Source organism: Mesorhizobium sp. DCY119, assembly GCF_003590645.1.
Taxonomy (GTDB): Bacteria; Pseudomonadota; Alphaproteobacteria; order Rhizobiales; family Rhizobiaceae; genus Mesorhizobium_M.
Genome location: NZ_CP031834.1, coordinates 2,047,417 through 2,060,901, shown reverse-complemented (window position 1 = coordinate 2,060,901; position 13,485 = coordinate 2,047,417). Strand labels below are relative to the sequence as shown.

Annotated in this window: 12 protein-coding genes; 7 read left to right on the top strand and 5 right to left on the bottom strand. The window is 62.7% G+C overall.

Annotation, left to right across the window (positions count from 1 at the left end):
- The first annotated feature begins 13 nt into the window (after positions 1–13).
- Positions 14–1,255, top strand: coding sequence for a DUF3419 family protein (locus tag DZG07_RS09960; RefSeq protein WP_245429614.1), 1,242 nt, complete (start codon positions 14–16; stop codon positions 1,253–1,255).
- Positions 1,255–1,911: a class I SAM-dependent methyltransferase gene (locus tag DZG07_RS09955; protein WP_119816536.1), complete on the top strand. Its 657-nt coding sequence runs from the start codon at positions 1,255–1,257 to the stop codon at positions 1,909–1,911. The genes DZG07_RS09960 and DZG07_RS09955 overlap by 1 nt, the downstream gene beginning before the upstream one ends.
- Before the next feature lie 3 nt (positions 1,912–1,914).
- Here the strand turns inward: DZG07_RS09955 and DZG07_RS09950 are convergent, their stop codons facing one another.
- On the bottom strand, positions 1,915–3,303 hold the full coding sequence (locus tag DZG07_RS09950; RefSeq protein ID WP_119816533.1) for a serine hydrolase: 1,389 nt from the start codon (positions 3,301–3,303) through the stop codon (positions 1,915–1,917).
- A gap of 229 nt (positions 3,304–3,532) precedes the next feature.
- Between DZG07_RS09950 and DZG07_RS09945 the strand changes: the two genes are divergently transcribed.
- Entirely contained in the window at positions 3,533–4,351 is an 819-nt protein-coding gene (locus tag DZG07_RS09945) for a GH25 family lysozyme (RefSeq protein WP_091914649.1), read from the top strand.
- Positions 4,352–4,521: 170 nt separating this feature from the next.
- On the top strand, positions 4,522–5,700 hold the full coding sequence (locus DZG07_RS09940; RefSeq protein WP_091914647.1) for a lytic murein transglycosylase: 1,179 nt from the start codon (positions 4,522–4,524) through the stop codon (positions 5,698–5,700).
- A gap of 218 nt (positions 5,701–5,918) precedes the next feature.
- On the opposite strand, the gene DZG07_RS09935 is transcribed toward DZG07_RS09940, so the two are convergent.
- Complete coding sequence (locus DZG07_RS09935; RefSeq protein ID WP_119821578.1) at positions 5,919–6,632, bottom strand: 3-keto-5-aminohexanoate cleavage protein; 714 nt, start codon at positions 6,630–6,632, stop codon at positions 5,919–5,921.
- 28 nt (positions 6,633–6,660) lie between these two features.
- Positions 6,661–7,881, bottom strand: coding sequence for an alanine racemase (locus tag DZG07_RS09930; RefSeq protein WP_119816530.1), 1,221 nt, complete (start codon positions 7,879–7,881; stop codon positions 6,661–6,663).
- Between the two features lie 282 nt (positions 7,882–8,163).
- On the opposite strand from DZG07_RS09930, the gene DZG07_RS09925 reads away from it, so the two are divergent.
- The 3 genes from DZG07_RS09925 to DZG07_RS09915 all read left to right on the top strand — a co-directional run bounded on the left by DZG07_RS09925 (position 8,164) and on the right by DZG07_RS09915 (position 11,073).
- Complete coding sequence (locus DZG07_RS09925) at positions 8,164–9,147, top strand: YeiH family protein (RefSeq protein ID WP_245429613.1); 984 nt, start codon at positions 8,164–8,166, stop codon at positions 9,145–9,147.
- A 31-nt stretch (positions 9,148–9,178) separates the two neighbouring features.
- A complete protein-coding gene (locus DZG07_RS09920; RefSeq protein WP_119816525.1) occupies positions 9,179–10,072 on the top strand; it encodes a LysR family transcriptional regulator in 894 nt (297 codons plus the stop codon).
- An 80-nt stretch (positions 10,073–10,152) separates the two neighbouring features.
- Complete coding sequence (locus DZG07_RS09915) at positions 10,153–11,073, top strand: DMT family transporter (RefSeq protein ID WP_119816522.1); 921 nt, start codon at positions 10,153–10,155, stop codon at positions 11,071–11,073.
- A gap of 370 nt (positions 11,074–11,443) precedes the next feature.
- On the opposite strand, the gene metF is transcribed toward DZG07_RS09915, so the two are convergent.
- Both metF and DZG07_RS09905 read right to left on the bottom strand, forming a co-directional pair.
- On the bottom strand, positions 11,444–12,370 hold the full coding sequence (metF, locus tag DZG07_RS09910; protein WP_091914637.1) for a methylenetetrahydrofolate reductase [NAD(P)H]: 927 nt from the start codon (positions 12,368–12,370) through the stop codon (positions 11,444–11,446).
- The gene (locus tag DZG07_RS09905) at positions 12,370–13,377 is read right to left on the bottom strand and encodes a metalloregulator ArsR/SmtB family transcription factor (protein WP_091914635.1); all 1,008 of its coding nucleotides are present in this window, start codon (positions 13,375–13,377) and stop codon (positions 12,370–12,372) included. Before DZG07_RS09905 ends, metF begins: the two co-directional genes overlap by 1 nt.
- Positions 13,378–13,485: the final 108 nt, after the last annotated feature.

Here is a 13,485-nt window from a genome sequence, read left to right as displayed (position 1 = left end):
GAATCGCCTTGCCATGACCGACGTCTCTTCGGAAATCGGTTTCGCCCGCAACAAGCGCCTTGGAAAAGCCGTCTACCAGAACCGCGCTTTGTCGAAGGAAGGGCTTTCCGAGCGCCTGTTCACTTTGCTCTTTTCCGGCCTCGTCTATCCGCAGATCTGGGAAGACCCGGATGTCGACATGGAGGCGATGGAACTGGGGCAAGGCCACAGCATCGTCACCATCGCGTCTGGCGGCTGCAATGTGCTGGCCTACCTCACGCGCTCACCGGCCAGGATCGATGCCGTCGATCTCAACACCGCCCATATCTCGCTGAACCGCATGAAGCATGCGGCGGTGCGCCATTTGCCTTCGCACGCCGACCTGTTCCGTTTCTTCGGCAGCGCCGGCAACAGCCACAATTCTGTCGCTTACGACCAGTTCGTCGCGCCCAATCTCGACCGCACCAGCCGAACTTATTGGGAAAAGCGCAACTGGCGCGGCAAACGCCGTATCGCCGCCTTCGATGGCAATTTCTACCAGAAAGGCCTGCTCGGCCTGTTCATCGCCGCCGGCCATCGCGTCGGCCGCCTCTATGGCGTCGATGTGAGCGGGCTGATGTCAGCAAAGACCTTGGAGGAACAGCGCCGCTTCTTCGACGAGAAGATCGCACCGGTCTTTCAGAAGCGCATGCTGCGCTGGGCAACCGCGCGAAAATCCTCGCTGTTCGGCCTCGGCATTCCGCCCGCGCAATATGACTCGCTGATCACTTCCGGTGACGGCACCATGGCCAGCGTGCTGCATGAGCGGCTGGAAAAGCTCGCCTGCCATTTTCCGCTGAAGGACAATTATTTCGCCTGGCAGGCTTTTGCGCGCCGCTACCCTGAGCCGGGCGAGGCTGCCCTGCCCGCATATCTCGAAGCGGAAAACTACGAGATGATCCGCAGCAATCTCGACCGCGTGTCGATCCATCACGCCAATTTCACCGAGCTTCTGGCGCAGAAATCGGCTGGTTCGGTCGACCGCTTCGTGCTTCTCGACGCACAGGACTGGATGAGCGACGACCAGCTCAACGCGCTGTGGACCGAAATCACCCGCACTGCTGCTCCCGGCGCGCGCGTCATCTTCCGCACCGCTGCCGAGCCGAGCCTGCTGCCCGGACGCGTCTCGTCCGCTTTGCTCGACCAGTGGCGCTACGACGAAGCCCGCTCGCAGGATTTCTCGGCCCGCGACCGCTCGGCGATCTATGGCGGCTTCCATCTCTACGTGAAGAACTGATGAGCGCGACCGACACCGCCAGCCATTCGAACCTGATGGACGGCGTCTACCGCCATCAGCGCCATATCTACGACCTGACGCGCAAATACTATCTACTGGGCCGCGACCAGCTTATCGATGGGCTGGATGTGCCGGCGGGCGGCACAGCGCTGGAACTGGGCTGCGGCACCGGCCGCAACATCGTTCTGGCTGCACGGCGCTACCGCGATGTGAAATTCTTCGGCCTCGATATTTCGAACGAAATGCTGGAGACGGCAAAAATCTCGGTTGCCCGTGAAGGGATAGCCGGCCGCGTCGCGCTCGCACAAGGCGATGCCACCGCCTTCGAAACAAGGGCGCTGTTCGGAGAAACCGGCTTCGACCGCGTCTTCATTTCCTATTCGCTATCGATGATCCCCGGCTGGGAAAAGGCCGTGGGTGCAGCCCTTGCAGGCCTCAAACCCGGCGGCTCGCTGCACATCGTCGATTTCGGCCAACAAGAGCGCCTGCCGCTCTGGTTCCGCACGGTACTGCATGCATGGCTGGCCAAATTCCACGTCGAACCACGCGCATCACTGCTGCAAGTGCTGGAATCAGAATGCGAGAAGCAGGCCGCAAGCCTTTCTTTCGAAACGCTTTATCGGGGATACGCGGTGAAGGCGGTCATCAAGTCGTAAGCGTTACTCCAGCGCCTTCGCCAGCGCCGCCACCATCGCCTGCGGCTTGTAGCCGAGCTTGGCCGGCGTCAGTCCCAGCCGCACCACGATCAGCTTCTGCGACGGGATGATCGCCACCGACTGACCATCATGGCCCTGCATCCAGAAGGTGTCGGCCGGCAGTTCGATGCCAGCGTCGGGATCGTCCTCGACCGAACCGGAACCTTCCGGCCCCTGCAGCCAGAGCTGGCCGCGGCCATATTCGCCCTCCGAAGCCGGTGCCTCCTCGCGCATCCACGAGACGAAACCGGCAGGCAGGATCTGTGTGCCGTTCCAGACGCCATCGTCTGCCAGGAACTGGCCGAAGCGAGCCCAATCATGCGCCGTGGCGTAGAGATAGGACGAGCCGACGAAGGTGCCGCGCGCGTCGGTTTCCAGCACGGCGGTGTTCATGCCGAGCGGGTCGAACAGCGCCTTGCGCGGCCATGCCAGCGCCTGCGTCTTGTCTCCAACCGCCTGCTGCCAGAGCTTCGACAGCATCACCGTCGTGCCGGACGAATAGCTCCACACCTTGCCGACCTCGCCGACCAGCGGCTTGGCCCAGGCGAAGGCCGACATGTCAGGTTCGAGGTAGAGCATCCGCGTGACGTCGGTGACGTCGCCATAATCCTCATTGAATTCGAGGCCGGACGACATCGCCATCATGTCGGCAAGGCTGATCCTGGCGCGGCCATCGGCCTTCCACGGCTCGAACAGGCCGGTGGCGTCGGTCGTCATCTTGCCGTCCTTGACCAGCGTGCCGATGATCGCTGCCGTCACAGTCTTGGTCATCGACCAGCCGAGCAGTGGCGTCGAGGCCGAAAAACCCTCGCCATAGCGCTCGCCGACGACGCGGCCGTTCTTGACCACCACCACCGCGCGCATGCCGGGACCGGTCGCGCCGGCATCGTCGAGGATCGCGGTAACGGCGGGATTTTGCGACGGCTCGACGCGCTCGCCCTGCGGCCAGAGCGCGTCGGTCTGCGCGACCTCCGCCGGCGGCTCCAGCGCGAAAGCCTTGGCAGCGGCGACATCGCCGTCGGGCACGGCTGCGCAGCCGCCATTGTCGCGCGCGACCGAAAGCGACTTGCCGAATATGCCGAACAGCCCGGCCGAGACGGTGCCCTTTTCCGTATCGACGCTGACCGACATCAGCCGCAGAAGCGGGTGGCCGGGTGCCTGCACGTCCACCTTCAGCACCTCATTGGCGTCGCGCCCGGCGACGAAGACGTTGGAGCAGACCATTTTTGCCGCATAGCCCGAGCCGACGCGGATCAGCTCCGGCGGCGCGAAATAGAGCCAGCCGGCAAGCGCCACGACCGCCAGCACGATGAGGCTCAGCAGCCACTTCACGATTCTCAGGAAAATCCGCATTGCCGTCGCCTCCTCGCAACGGCCACAAGGTCATGGATTTGCCGCCATTCGTCACGCAAATTTTATGAGGCACCAAGCGCCGTCAACCGAAAATCAACCATGATGGCGCAAGACGGAGCTTGGAGACTGCCGCGTGGGGCGGCAGGATCAGGCAATATCGTTTGCGTGGGTCATGGGGCACACGCTCAACTGAAATGTTCGGCCGGCACGCTTCGGCCAGGGAGACGCGATGCGCCGTCTTGCGGCTATCATCCTGCTGGCAGCGCTTGGCGGCTGCACGACAGTCGACGATCTGGCCCCGGTCAGTTCGCGCACTGTCAGCGGCGGCTCGGGCGGCATGCAGGCCGAAGTCATGGTGCGCTATCCGCGCTTCGGCGATAACGATCCGCATGACTGGACCGGCCGCAACCCGTGGCAGCACGCCGTCCACGGCACTGACGTGTCGAAATACCAGACGTCCATCGATTGGCAGAAGGCGCGCAGCAGCGGCATTTCCTTCGCTTTCATCAAGGCGACCGAGGGGGGCGACCGCGTCGACGATTATTTCGAAGAGCACTGGCGCAACACCAGGGCAGCCGGCATGCCGCGCAGCGCCTATCATTTCTACTATTTCTGCCGGCCTGCCGCCGAGCAGGCGGCGTGGTTCATCCGCAACGTACCGCGTGATCGCTCGGCGCTGCCGCCGGTGCTCGACATGGAGTGGAACCCTCAGTCGCCGACCTGCAAGCTTCGTCCGCCAGCAGCCACCGTGCGCAGCGAAATGAAGACGTTCCTGGAGATCATCGAAAAGCACTACGGCAAGAAGCCGATCATCTACACTTCGATCGATTTCTTCGACGACAACCAGCTTGCCGGCTTTCTGGGCTACCCCTACTGGCTGCGCTCGGTGGCGGGACATCCGGCAGAGCGCTACGGTAGCCACCCCTTCACCTTCTGGCAGTATACCGGCACCGGCGTCGTGCCCGGCATCAAGGGCAACGCCGACATCAATGTCTTCAACGGCAGCGAAGCCCAGTGGAAGAAATGGCTGAAGGAAAACACCCGGTAAGAAGGTGTTACAGGCCGTCGATAAGTGAATATTCGCCCTTCTCACGCGAGCGTGAGAAAATCCGGCTTCCATCCGGCCAGATATGCGGCTAATTCGCGCCGTTGCCCGTTTTTTGCCATGTCCATTAGGCAAAGGTGATATCGAGGGCATCAAGGCTTGGAGTTATATTTATGGTAGCACGCTTTACGGCGCTGGCGGCGCTTTTCGTGTCGTTTGTAGCAACACCTGTGATGGCACAGGAATGCGGCGGTGATTTTGCTGCCTGGAAGAAAGCGTTGCATGCCGAAGCGCAGGCCGCAGGCGTCGGCGAAAAAGGCCTGACTGCCCTCGACAATTCCGACATCGACCCGAAAGTGCTGCAGCGCGACCGTGCGCAGGGCGTGTTCAGCCAGACCTTCGCTGAATTTTCCGGCCGCATGATTTCGGACTACCGCCTCAAGCAGGGCGCGGCCAATCTCAAGAAATATGCCGACGTATTCGCCCGCGCCGAAAAGGAATTCGGTGTGCCGGGACCGGTGATTGCCGCCTTCTGGGCGCTGGAGACCGACTTCGGCGCCGTGCAGGGCGATTTCCACACGCTGAGCGCGCTCGTGACGCTGTCGCATGACTGCCGCCGGCCCCAGCTCTTCCGCCCGCAGATCATACCGCTGCTGACGCTGATCGACCGCGGCATCCTGCCCGCAGATGTCACCGGCGCATGGGCCGGCGAGATCGGCCAGACGCAGATCCTGCCCTCCGACTACCTGCTGCGCGGCGTCGATGGTGACGGCGACGGCATCGTCGACCTGCGCAACAGCGCGCCCGACGTCATCATGACCACCGGCAACAAGATCCTGTCGCGCGGCTGGAAGCGCGGCGAGCCATGGCTGATCGAAGTGCGCGTTCCCGACAATATGCCTTGGGAACAGACTGGCCGCACCAACAAGCTGCCGATGTCGCAGCTCATCGCCTGGGGCGTCACCGACCGCAACGGCAACCCGCTGAAGGACAATGGCCTGAAGGCCGGCGTCGTGCTGCCGATGGGCCACAAGGGTCCGGCCTTCCTGAGCTTCGACAATTACGACGTCTATCTCGAATGGAACCAGTCGATCACCTACACGCTGACGGCAGCGCATCTGGCGACCCGTCTCGCCGGCGAGCCACCCTTCGAGCGCCGCACCCCGGAAGCCGGCCTCACCGGCGACGCCATGAAGACCCTGCAGCAGAAGCTGCATGACAAGGGCTACGATGTCGGCGGCATCGACGGCATTTTGGGAACCAACACCCGCGAGGCGATTCGCCAGGAACAGATCAGGCTCGGCCTGCCCGTCGATGGCTGGCCGACGCCGGCACTGCTGGCGAATTTGTAGGTTTGGGTGCGCCCTTCGAGGCTCGCTGCGCTCGCACCTCAGGATGAGGGGCGTAGGTTCCTAGCGCCAATCTCGAACCGCAGGACCAAGGCGCTTTATCCAAGATATGGTGTCAGCCCTAAAAACAGGGGGCGACGCTACGATTTTGGCGCTTAGCGCCAACCTCCCTCATCCTGAGGTGCGAGCGTAGCGAGCCTCGAAGGACGCACGATAAGCCGCTACACCGCGATCTTGCGCGCCGCTGCGATCAGCGCCGCGTTATCGGAAGCCCGCTCGCCCGTAGGCATCAAAAACCCATCCTCAAACCCGACGCGGGCATCCAGCCCCAGCCGCAGCGACTCTCGGTAGATGCTCCATTTGGTTGCTTCGTAGCCGTGCAGCAGTCGCGGCAGCGTCGAGCCGGCGCTATCGAGCACTTCCGTAATGGCGCGGCAAACTTCGAGACCTTCGGCCTCGTCCTGCTCGTTTATCTCGATAAGGACGCGCAGGCATCTCGCCGCATCCGGCAATCCCACGAAACGGATGGCATCGGCCTTCGACCACAAGCCGGCCTCAATGCCGATCCCCATGTCGAGCATGAGGGAAATCACGTCTGGAGCATCCTCCTCCACGAGGTTGACGGAGACATAGTCCGGCCGCACCGACCAGGATCGCATCGGCTGATGCCGCTCTCGGCCACCCGGCCGGATGGGCGAGCGCGTCGAAAGCCCGAGTTGTATGCCGGGAACCGCCGCGCGGATGGCCAAGACTGCCGCCGCCACGTCCTGCGGCTCGAGGCTTTCCAGCCCGTCAGCGCCGCGGGGATGGACGTGCAATTCGTTTGCGCCGGCACGGACCACCGCCTCCGCGTCGCGCGCAAGCTGCTCGGCTGTTATCGGCAATGCCGGATGGTCACTGCGAAGTCGATCACCATTGAGACAGGCTTGCAACATGCGCGCTTTCACCTCTCCTAAGCAGGCGCTAATCCGCCATCGTCTCCAAACTCGCAAAGCCCTGTGGCGCTTCGCCCTCGTCGAAGGGCGTGGTCACCTCGACGAATGTGTCGGGATAGAAGCCGTTGAAGCGTGTCCTGAGCGACAGCGAATAGGCGCCGATATGGCCGATCTCGATCCAGTCGCCAGTGTCGATCGTTTCCGGCAGCCAGAACGGCCGTGACAGGATATCGACGGAATCGCAGGTCGCGCCGCAGACCTTGAATGGCACGATCTTGCCTTCGTCGCCATTGCGCGAGCGGATCGCCGGATCGGGGATGAAGCGCGCAGGCAGCGTGATCTTTCCAGTCCAGGAATCCGACAAAGACGCCCAGATGCCGTCATTGATGTAGAGCCGCCTGCCCTTGCGCAGCAGCACGCGCACGATCAGCGAGAAGGCGCGCGCGACGATGACGCGGCCGGGCTCGGCCACCAGCGGCACGCCGTCGAACTGGTATTCCTTTATATCACCGCGCAGCCGCGACATGATCTGCCCGAGCGAAGGCATCTCCTGTTTCTTGCGGTTGGGGTCGTGACCGTATTCGGCCGGGAAACCACCACCGACATCCAGCCCGGCAATGTCGAAACTCAGCCGGTTGCGTATCCAGTCGGCCGACGCCAGCGCGCGCTCATAGGTGTCCGGGTCTTCGATCTGGCTGCCGACGTGGAAGCAGATGCCGACCTTGTAGCCGGTCTTGTTCAGCCGCTCGGCCAGTTCGACCGCATAGGCCGGCCCGGCACCGAATTTCTTCGACAATTCGTAGGCCGCAGATCCCTTGGTCTGGATGCGAACGAAAACGGTGATCGCGCCCGGATCGATATCGAGCGCCCGCACCACCCGCGTCACCTTGGTGATTTCGTCCTCATGGTCGATGGAAATGACGCGGATGCCGTATTTTTCCAGCGCCAGCCTGATGTCTGACTGCGCCTTGACCGGATGCATGTAGAGCATTTCGGCATCGGCCGAGACGGCGCGCACGGCGGCAAACTCGCCCGGCGAAGCGACGTCGAAGGCGGTGACGCCGGCTTCGACGAGCGTTTTCAGGACCAGATTTTCACCGTTGGTTTTCACGGCATAGGCGGTCTTGCCGGGAAACATCTCCATGAACTGCCTGGTGTCCTTCTTCAGAACCTCCGGCCTGAAGCAATAGACCGGATCGTCTGGACGAAGGGCAAGGGCTGCTGCTTTCGCATTGTCGAATCGCTGCATGCATCCTCCTCGAGGCAGTGGGCGCGAACTTAGAGCATGCAGCGGACAAAGGGAATCCGTTAGACCGCGACGATTAATTTCAATCATTCGCTTTTAGCGAACGGTTTCTACGATATAATGCGTTGGATCGATTGATTGGAATGAGCGAGACCATGGCAATACCAGATCGGACTCTTTGCCATGAATGCTCATTCCACACTCGCCGCAACTGCCTCCGCAGCAGTTTCTTCTCCAGTCGACATCGCACCGGCTCGGCAAAAGCGGACCATCCGGGCGCAAGTCATGGCGGCAGTGCCGGGGCTTGCATTGACCGTGACCATCGCGGCGACGGGGTTCGTGCTGCGCGAAATCCCCGGCGTCTCGGTCTTCAGCCCGATGATCCTGGCCATCGTCATCGGCATCGCCTTCCACAATCTCGTCGGAACACCGGCAGTGGCGAAAGCCGGCGTCGTCTTCTCGCTGCGCCGGGTTTTGCGCCTCGCCATCATCCTGCTCGGCCTGCAATTGACGGCAGCGCAGATCGCCGAGGTCGGCGCCACCGGCATCGCCATCATCGCGCTGACGCTGGTGTCCACCTTCATCTTCACCGTGCGGCTTGGCCGGATGCTCGGCGTGGAGCGCAAACTGGCCGAACTGATCGCAGCCGGAACCTCGATCTGCGGCGCATCCGCCGTGATCGCCACCAACACGGTTACCCGCGCGCCGGACGAGGACGTCGCCTATGCGGTGGCCTGCGTCACCGTGTTCGGTTCGATCGCCATGTTCGCCTATCCGCTGCTGCCCGGATTGCTCGGCCTCGACGCCCACGCCTATGGCCTTTGGGCGGGAGCATCGATCCACGAAATCGCGCAGGTGGTGGCGGCAGCCTTTCAGGACGGACAACAGGCCGGCGAGTTCGGCACGGTGGCAAAGCTCAGCCGCGTGATGCTGCTGGCGCCCGTCGTCCTCTCGCTTGGGCTGATGGCGACGCGCCGCGCAAAGCGCAACGGCAACAGCCAGATGACGGCAAAGGCGCCGGTGCCATGGTTCGTGCTCGGCTTCATCGCGATGGTCGCCTTCAACAGCGCCGTGACGATCCCTTCAGAGGCGAAAAGCATGATCGTGATGGCGACGACCTTCATGCTCAGCATCGCACTGGCTGCGATGGGTCTCGAAACCGACATCGCCAAGCTGCGCGCCAAGGGCTTTCGCCCGCTGCTTCTCGGGCTGGCTGCGTTTCTGTTCATCGCGACGTTCAGTTTGGTGATGATCAAGCTGGTGGGGTAGCTACCGCGCCAGCGATGGCGGGTCGCCTCCCATGACCCTCGAACAACTCCGCATCTTCATTGCCGTCGCCGAACGCGAACACGTAACCCGCGCCGCCCGCGATCTCAACCTGACGCAATCGGCCACAAGTGCCGCCGTCGCCGCTCTCGAGGAACGGCACGCGACAAAATTGTTCGACCGCGTCGGCCGCCGCATTGAACTCACCGAGGCCGGGCGGCTGTTTCTGGTCGAGGCACGCGCCGTGCTGGCACGCGCGGCGTCGGCCGAAGCGGTCCTGGCCGATCTTGCCGGGTTGAAGCGTGGCTCGCTGCATATCGCTGCCAGCCAGACCGTTTCCAACTACTGGCTGCCGCCGCTCATGCATCGCTATCAGGCGCATTTTCCCGGCATCGCCATGCGGCTCACCATCGGCAACACCGAACAGGTCGCAGCCGCTGTGCATGAGGGGCTCGCCGATCTCGGCTTCGTCGAGGGTGAGATCGACGATCCGATGCTGGAAATAACACCGGCAGCCGACGACGAACTGGTGCTGGTGGTCGGCACCTCCCACGCCTGGGCCGGCCGAAAGTCGATCGCGCCAAGCGACCTGCGCAGTTCGCGCTGGGTGCTGCGCGAGCCGGGCTCCGGCACCCGCGCCATGTTCGAGGAGGCGCTGGTGGCGCTCGGCATCCGGCCTGCCGAGCTCGACGTCGCGCTCGAGCTTTCCTCCAACGAGGCGGTGCGCACGGCGGTCGAGGCCGGCGCCGGGGCAACCGTCATGTCCAGCCTCGTCACAAGCGCAGCTGTAGCGGCCGGCACGCTCGTCCAGATGCCAGTCGCGCTGCCGAAGCGGCGCTTTCTCGCCATCCGCCACAGGGAACGCCACCTGACCCGTGCGGCGCGCGAGTTTCTGGCGCTTGCCGCGGGAAACGGGCAAGCTGGCTGAAATCGGGTGGCGTGAGTCGGGGAAGCCTCTTAGGGATTGCGAGCCGCAGCCCGATCAGGGCCGACGGGTTGGGAGCTTCCATGGCCGTTACATCGACAGCAGGCGCAGTGCAGAAAACCATGAGCGCGAAGGATTGGGGCCAGCTTCTGCTGCTCGGCGCCATCTGGGGCGGCTCGTTCTTCTTTGCGCGCATCGCCGTCAGCGAGATCCAGCCGCTGGTGCTGGTGCTGTTTCGCGTGGCGATCGCAGCAATTGCGCTGCATGTCTATCTCGCCGCGCGCGGGCCTTCTTTCCGGCTTGCCCTACCCTATGCCGGCAGCTTCTTCGTGCTGGCGCTGCTCAACAACGTCATTCCGTTTTCGCTGATCTTTCTCGGCCAGACGGAACTCGGCGCGGGCCTTGCGTCCGTGCTCAACGCCACAACGCCGTTCTGGACGGTAATGCTGGCAAACGCGATGACGGCGGACGAAAAACTGTCCTGGAACAAGATCGCCGGCGTGCTGCTGGGCATTGCCGGCACCGCGGTCATGATCGGACCCGGCATCATCGCCGGTCTGGGTGGGCCGGTCTGGGCGAAATTCGCGCTGGTCGGCGCTTCGGTTTCCTATGCCTTCGCACTGATCTTTGCCCGCCGCTTCAAGGCGCTGCCGCCGCCGGTGGTGGCGACTGGTCAGCTGACGGCCTCGACCATCATCATGATTCCCATCGTGCTCTCGCTCTACGGCTCAACCGGCCTGTTCGGCGCCAGCCTGCCGGTGTGGAGCGCGGTGCTGGCGCTGGCGCTGCTATCGACCGCCTTCGCCTATATCCTCTATTTCAACCTCGTCGCTTCATCCGGCGCCACCAATGCTTCGCTGGTCACGCTGATCGTGCCGGTGAGCGCCACATTACTGGGGATCGCCTTCCTCGGCGAACGCATGGACCTTATCGAAGCCATCGGCATGGCGCTGATCGCGCTCGGCCTGGTGACGATCGACGGCAGGCTGTTTCGCCGCCGATGACGCAAAATTGCCGGCTTGTCGCCATAATTTATTCACAGGCGTAACTACGACTTTCGGCTAATGATTTCAAAAACTAAACCCTCCAAAAGGGTCGGTTTTTTCACAATCCTGCCGCAATGCAGCACGTTTTCTGCTTGCCTGTTGCCCAAAGTCCCCTAGACTCCGGCCCATAGCTCAATATTGGAGGCTACATATGGGACTTACACGGCCAATCAATGCATTGATGATTTGTGCTGCGTTCGCTGTTATCGGCGCCCTGATCGTAGGGGTTCTTCCTTAAAGCCGCCGAGCTTGAAGACCAGCACTGACTGGTAGATAAATGAAAAGGCCGGGCCAAACGCCCGGCCTTTTCCGTTTCAGGCAGTCTATGTCAGGCAGCAGCCGATCCGGCCGTATCCACGACGCTCACAGCAGGCGCGCGAATGCCGATCATGTGGCAGATCGCGACCACGAGGTCCGAGCGGTTCATCGTGTAGAAATGGAAATCGCCGACGCCGCGCTCCACCAGATCGAGCACCTGCTCGGCAGCCACCGCGGCGGCAACCAGCGCATGGGTCTGCGGATCGCGGTCGAGGCCCTCGAAGCGCTCGGCCAGCCAGGCCGGCACATGCGCGCCGGCACGCGAGGCGAAATTCGCCACCTGCTTGAAGCTGTGGACCGGCTGGATGCCCGGAACGATGGGGATATAGATGCCGGCCCGGCGCACCCGCTCGACGTAACGCTCATAGAGATCGTTGTCGAAGAAGAACTGGGTGATGGCGCGCGTCGCACCATTGTCGACCTTGCGCTTCAGCATCTCGATATCGGTTGCGAAATCGGGGCTTTCAGGATGCTTTTCCGGATAGGCCGCGACGGAAATGTCGAAATCGCCGAAGGATTTGAGGCCGGCAACGAGATCGGCACCGTTCTGATAGCCTTCCGGATGCGGGCGATAGGTACCGCCAACGCCCGACGCCGGATCGCCGCGCAGCGCCACGAAGCGCTTGATGCCGTAGGAGACGAATTCAGCGATGACCGCATTCACCTCGTCCTTGGACGCGCCGACACAGGTCAGATGCGCAGCGGCCGGGATGCTCGTTTCGCCCAGGATGCGCTTGATGGTGCGGCCCGTGCGCTCGCGCGTCGAGCCGCCGGCGCCATAAGTGACCGAGACGAAATTCGGCTGCAGCGGCTCCAGCCGCTTCACCGTATCCCAAAGCCGCGCTTCCATCTCGTCGGTCTTGGGCGGAAAGAATTCGAACGACACGCGGATCTTGTCGCCGATGTCGGAACGTCGGGAAAAACCGTAATTGCTCATCAGACAGTTTCCCTCGAGATGGCTGCGTTGGGTATGGGGTCGGCAATCAGCAGGCGACGGTCACGACCGAGCCAGAGTTTGACGGTGAGCTTGGCTTCGGAGCCGCCGCGTGGCTCGAAATCCTGCGTTTCTTCGAGATCAAGGCCGGCCTCGGCGAACCACTCCTCGATCTGACGATCGGAGAAGCCGAGACGCATATGCGCATGCTCCTCGCGCAGGAACTCCAGCGTATGCGGCGCGAAATCGACGATCACCAGCCGGCCGGCCGGGCGCAACAGCCGGGCGGCCTCGCGAATGGCCGACGCGGGATCATCGAGATAATGCAGAACCTGATGCATGGTGACGAGATCGAAGGAATCGCGCTCGACCGGCGGCGCAAAAATATCGCCCTGCCGCACCTGCGCGTTGGAAACGCCGGCCTTGTCGAGATTGGCCCGCGCCACCGTCAGCATCTCGCGCGACATATCGATGCCGATGCCGCGGCGATAGAGCGGCGCGAAGATTTCCAGCAACCGGCCGGTGCCGGTGCCGAGATCGAGCATCGACTGGAACGGGCGCTTGCCGACCAGCTTGAGAAGTGCGGTCTCGACGGCGCGGTCGGGCACATGCAGCGAGCGAATTTCGTCCCAGCTTGCAGCGTTTTCGCTGAAATATTCGGTCGCCCGCTCCTGCCGCTTGCGCTTCACCGACACCAGCCGCTCCAGATCGCGCTCGATCTGCGGGTCGCCGTCATGGACGCGAGCCACCAGGCCATGCACGAAATCGCGCGCGACATCCGAATCCGAAACGCGGAAGAAGGCCCACGACCCTTCCTGATAACGGCCGATCAACCCGGCTTCGAGCAGCAGCTTCAAGTGCCGCGAAACGCGCGGCTGCGACTGGTTGAGGATTTCGGTTAGGTCCGACACGGTGAGGTCGCCGCGCGAAAGCAGCGCAAGAATGCGCAGCCGGCTGGATTCGGCAGCGGCCTTCAATGTATCTACCAGGGAATCTAAAGTTACCCGCATGGGTGACATCTCTCAAAAAAAGACATAAACATATCTTTATGTGACGACAGCGACTTTTGCAATCACTAATGTCGCTGGCAGGCAAGAAAATGACGTTTCTCTCTTGGG

Excerpts from the sequence above, each read along its gene's own strand:
- DZG07_RS09960 (WP_245429614.1), top strand. The coding sequence starts at position 14 with ATGACCGACGTCTCTTCGGAAATCGGTTTCGCCCGCAACAAGCGCCTT.
- DZG07_RS09955 (WP_119816536.1), top strand. The coding sequence starts at position 1,255 with ATGAGCGCGACCGACACCGCCAGCCATTCGAACCTGATGGACGGCGTC.
- DZG07_RS09950 (WP_119816533.1), bottom strand. The coding sequence starts at position 3,303 with ATGCGGATTTTCCTGAGAATCGTGAAGTGGCTGCTGAGCCTCATCGTG.
- DZG07_RS09945 (WP_091914649.1), top strand. The coding sequence starts at position 3,533 with ATGCGCCGTCTTGCGGCTATCATCCTGCTGGCAGCGCTTGGCGGCTGC.
- DZG07_RS09940 (WP_091914647.1), top strand. The coding sequence starts at position 4,522 with ATGGTAGCACGCTTTACGGCGCTGGCGGCGCTTTTCGTGTCGTTTGTA.
- DZG07_RS09935 (WP_119821578.1), bottom strand. The coding sequence starts at position 6,632 with ATGTTGCAAGCCTGTCTCAATGGTGATCGACTTCGCAGTGACCATCCG.
- DZG07_RS09930 (WP_119816530.1), bottom strand. The coding sequence starts at position 7,881 with ATGCAGCGATTCGACAATGCGAAAGCAGCAGCCCTTGCCCTTCGTCCA.
- DZG07_RS09925 (WP_245429613.1), top strand. The coding sequence starts at position 8,164 with ATGGCGGCAGTGCCGGGGCTTGCATTGACCGTGACCATCGCGGCGACG.
- DZG07_RS09920 (WP_119816525.1), top strand. The coding sequence starts at position 9,179 with ATGACCCTCGAACAACTCCGCATCTTCATTGCCGTCGCCGAACGCGAA.
- DZG07_RS09915 (WP_119816522.1), top strand. The coding sequence starts at position 10,153 with ATGGCCGTTACATCGACAGCAGGCGCAGTGCAGAAAACCATGAGCGCG.
- metF (WP_091914637.1), bottom strand. The coding sequence starts at position 12,370 with ATGAGCAATTACGGTTTTTCCCGACGTTCCGACATCGGCGACAAGATC.
- DZG07_RS09905 (WP_091914635.1), bottom strand. The coding sequence starts at position 13,377 with ATGCGGGTAACTTTAGATTCCCTGGTAGATACATTGAAGGCCGCTGCC.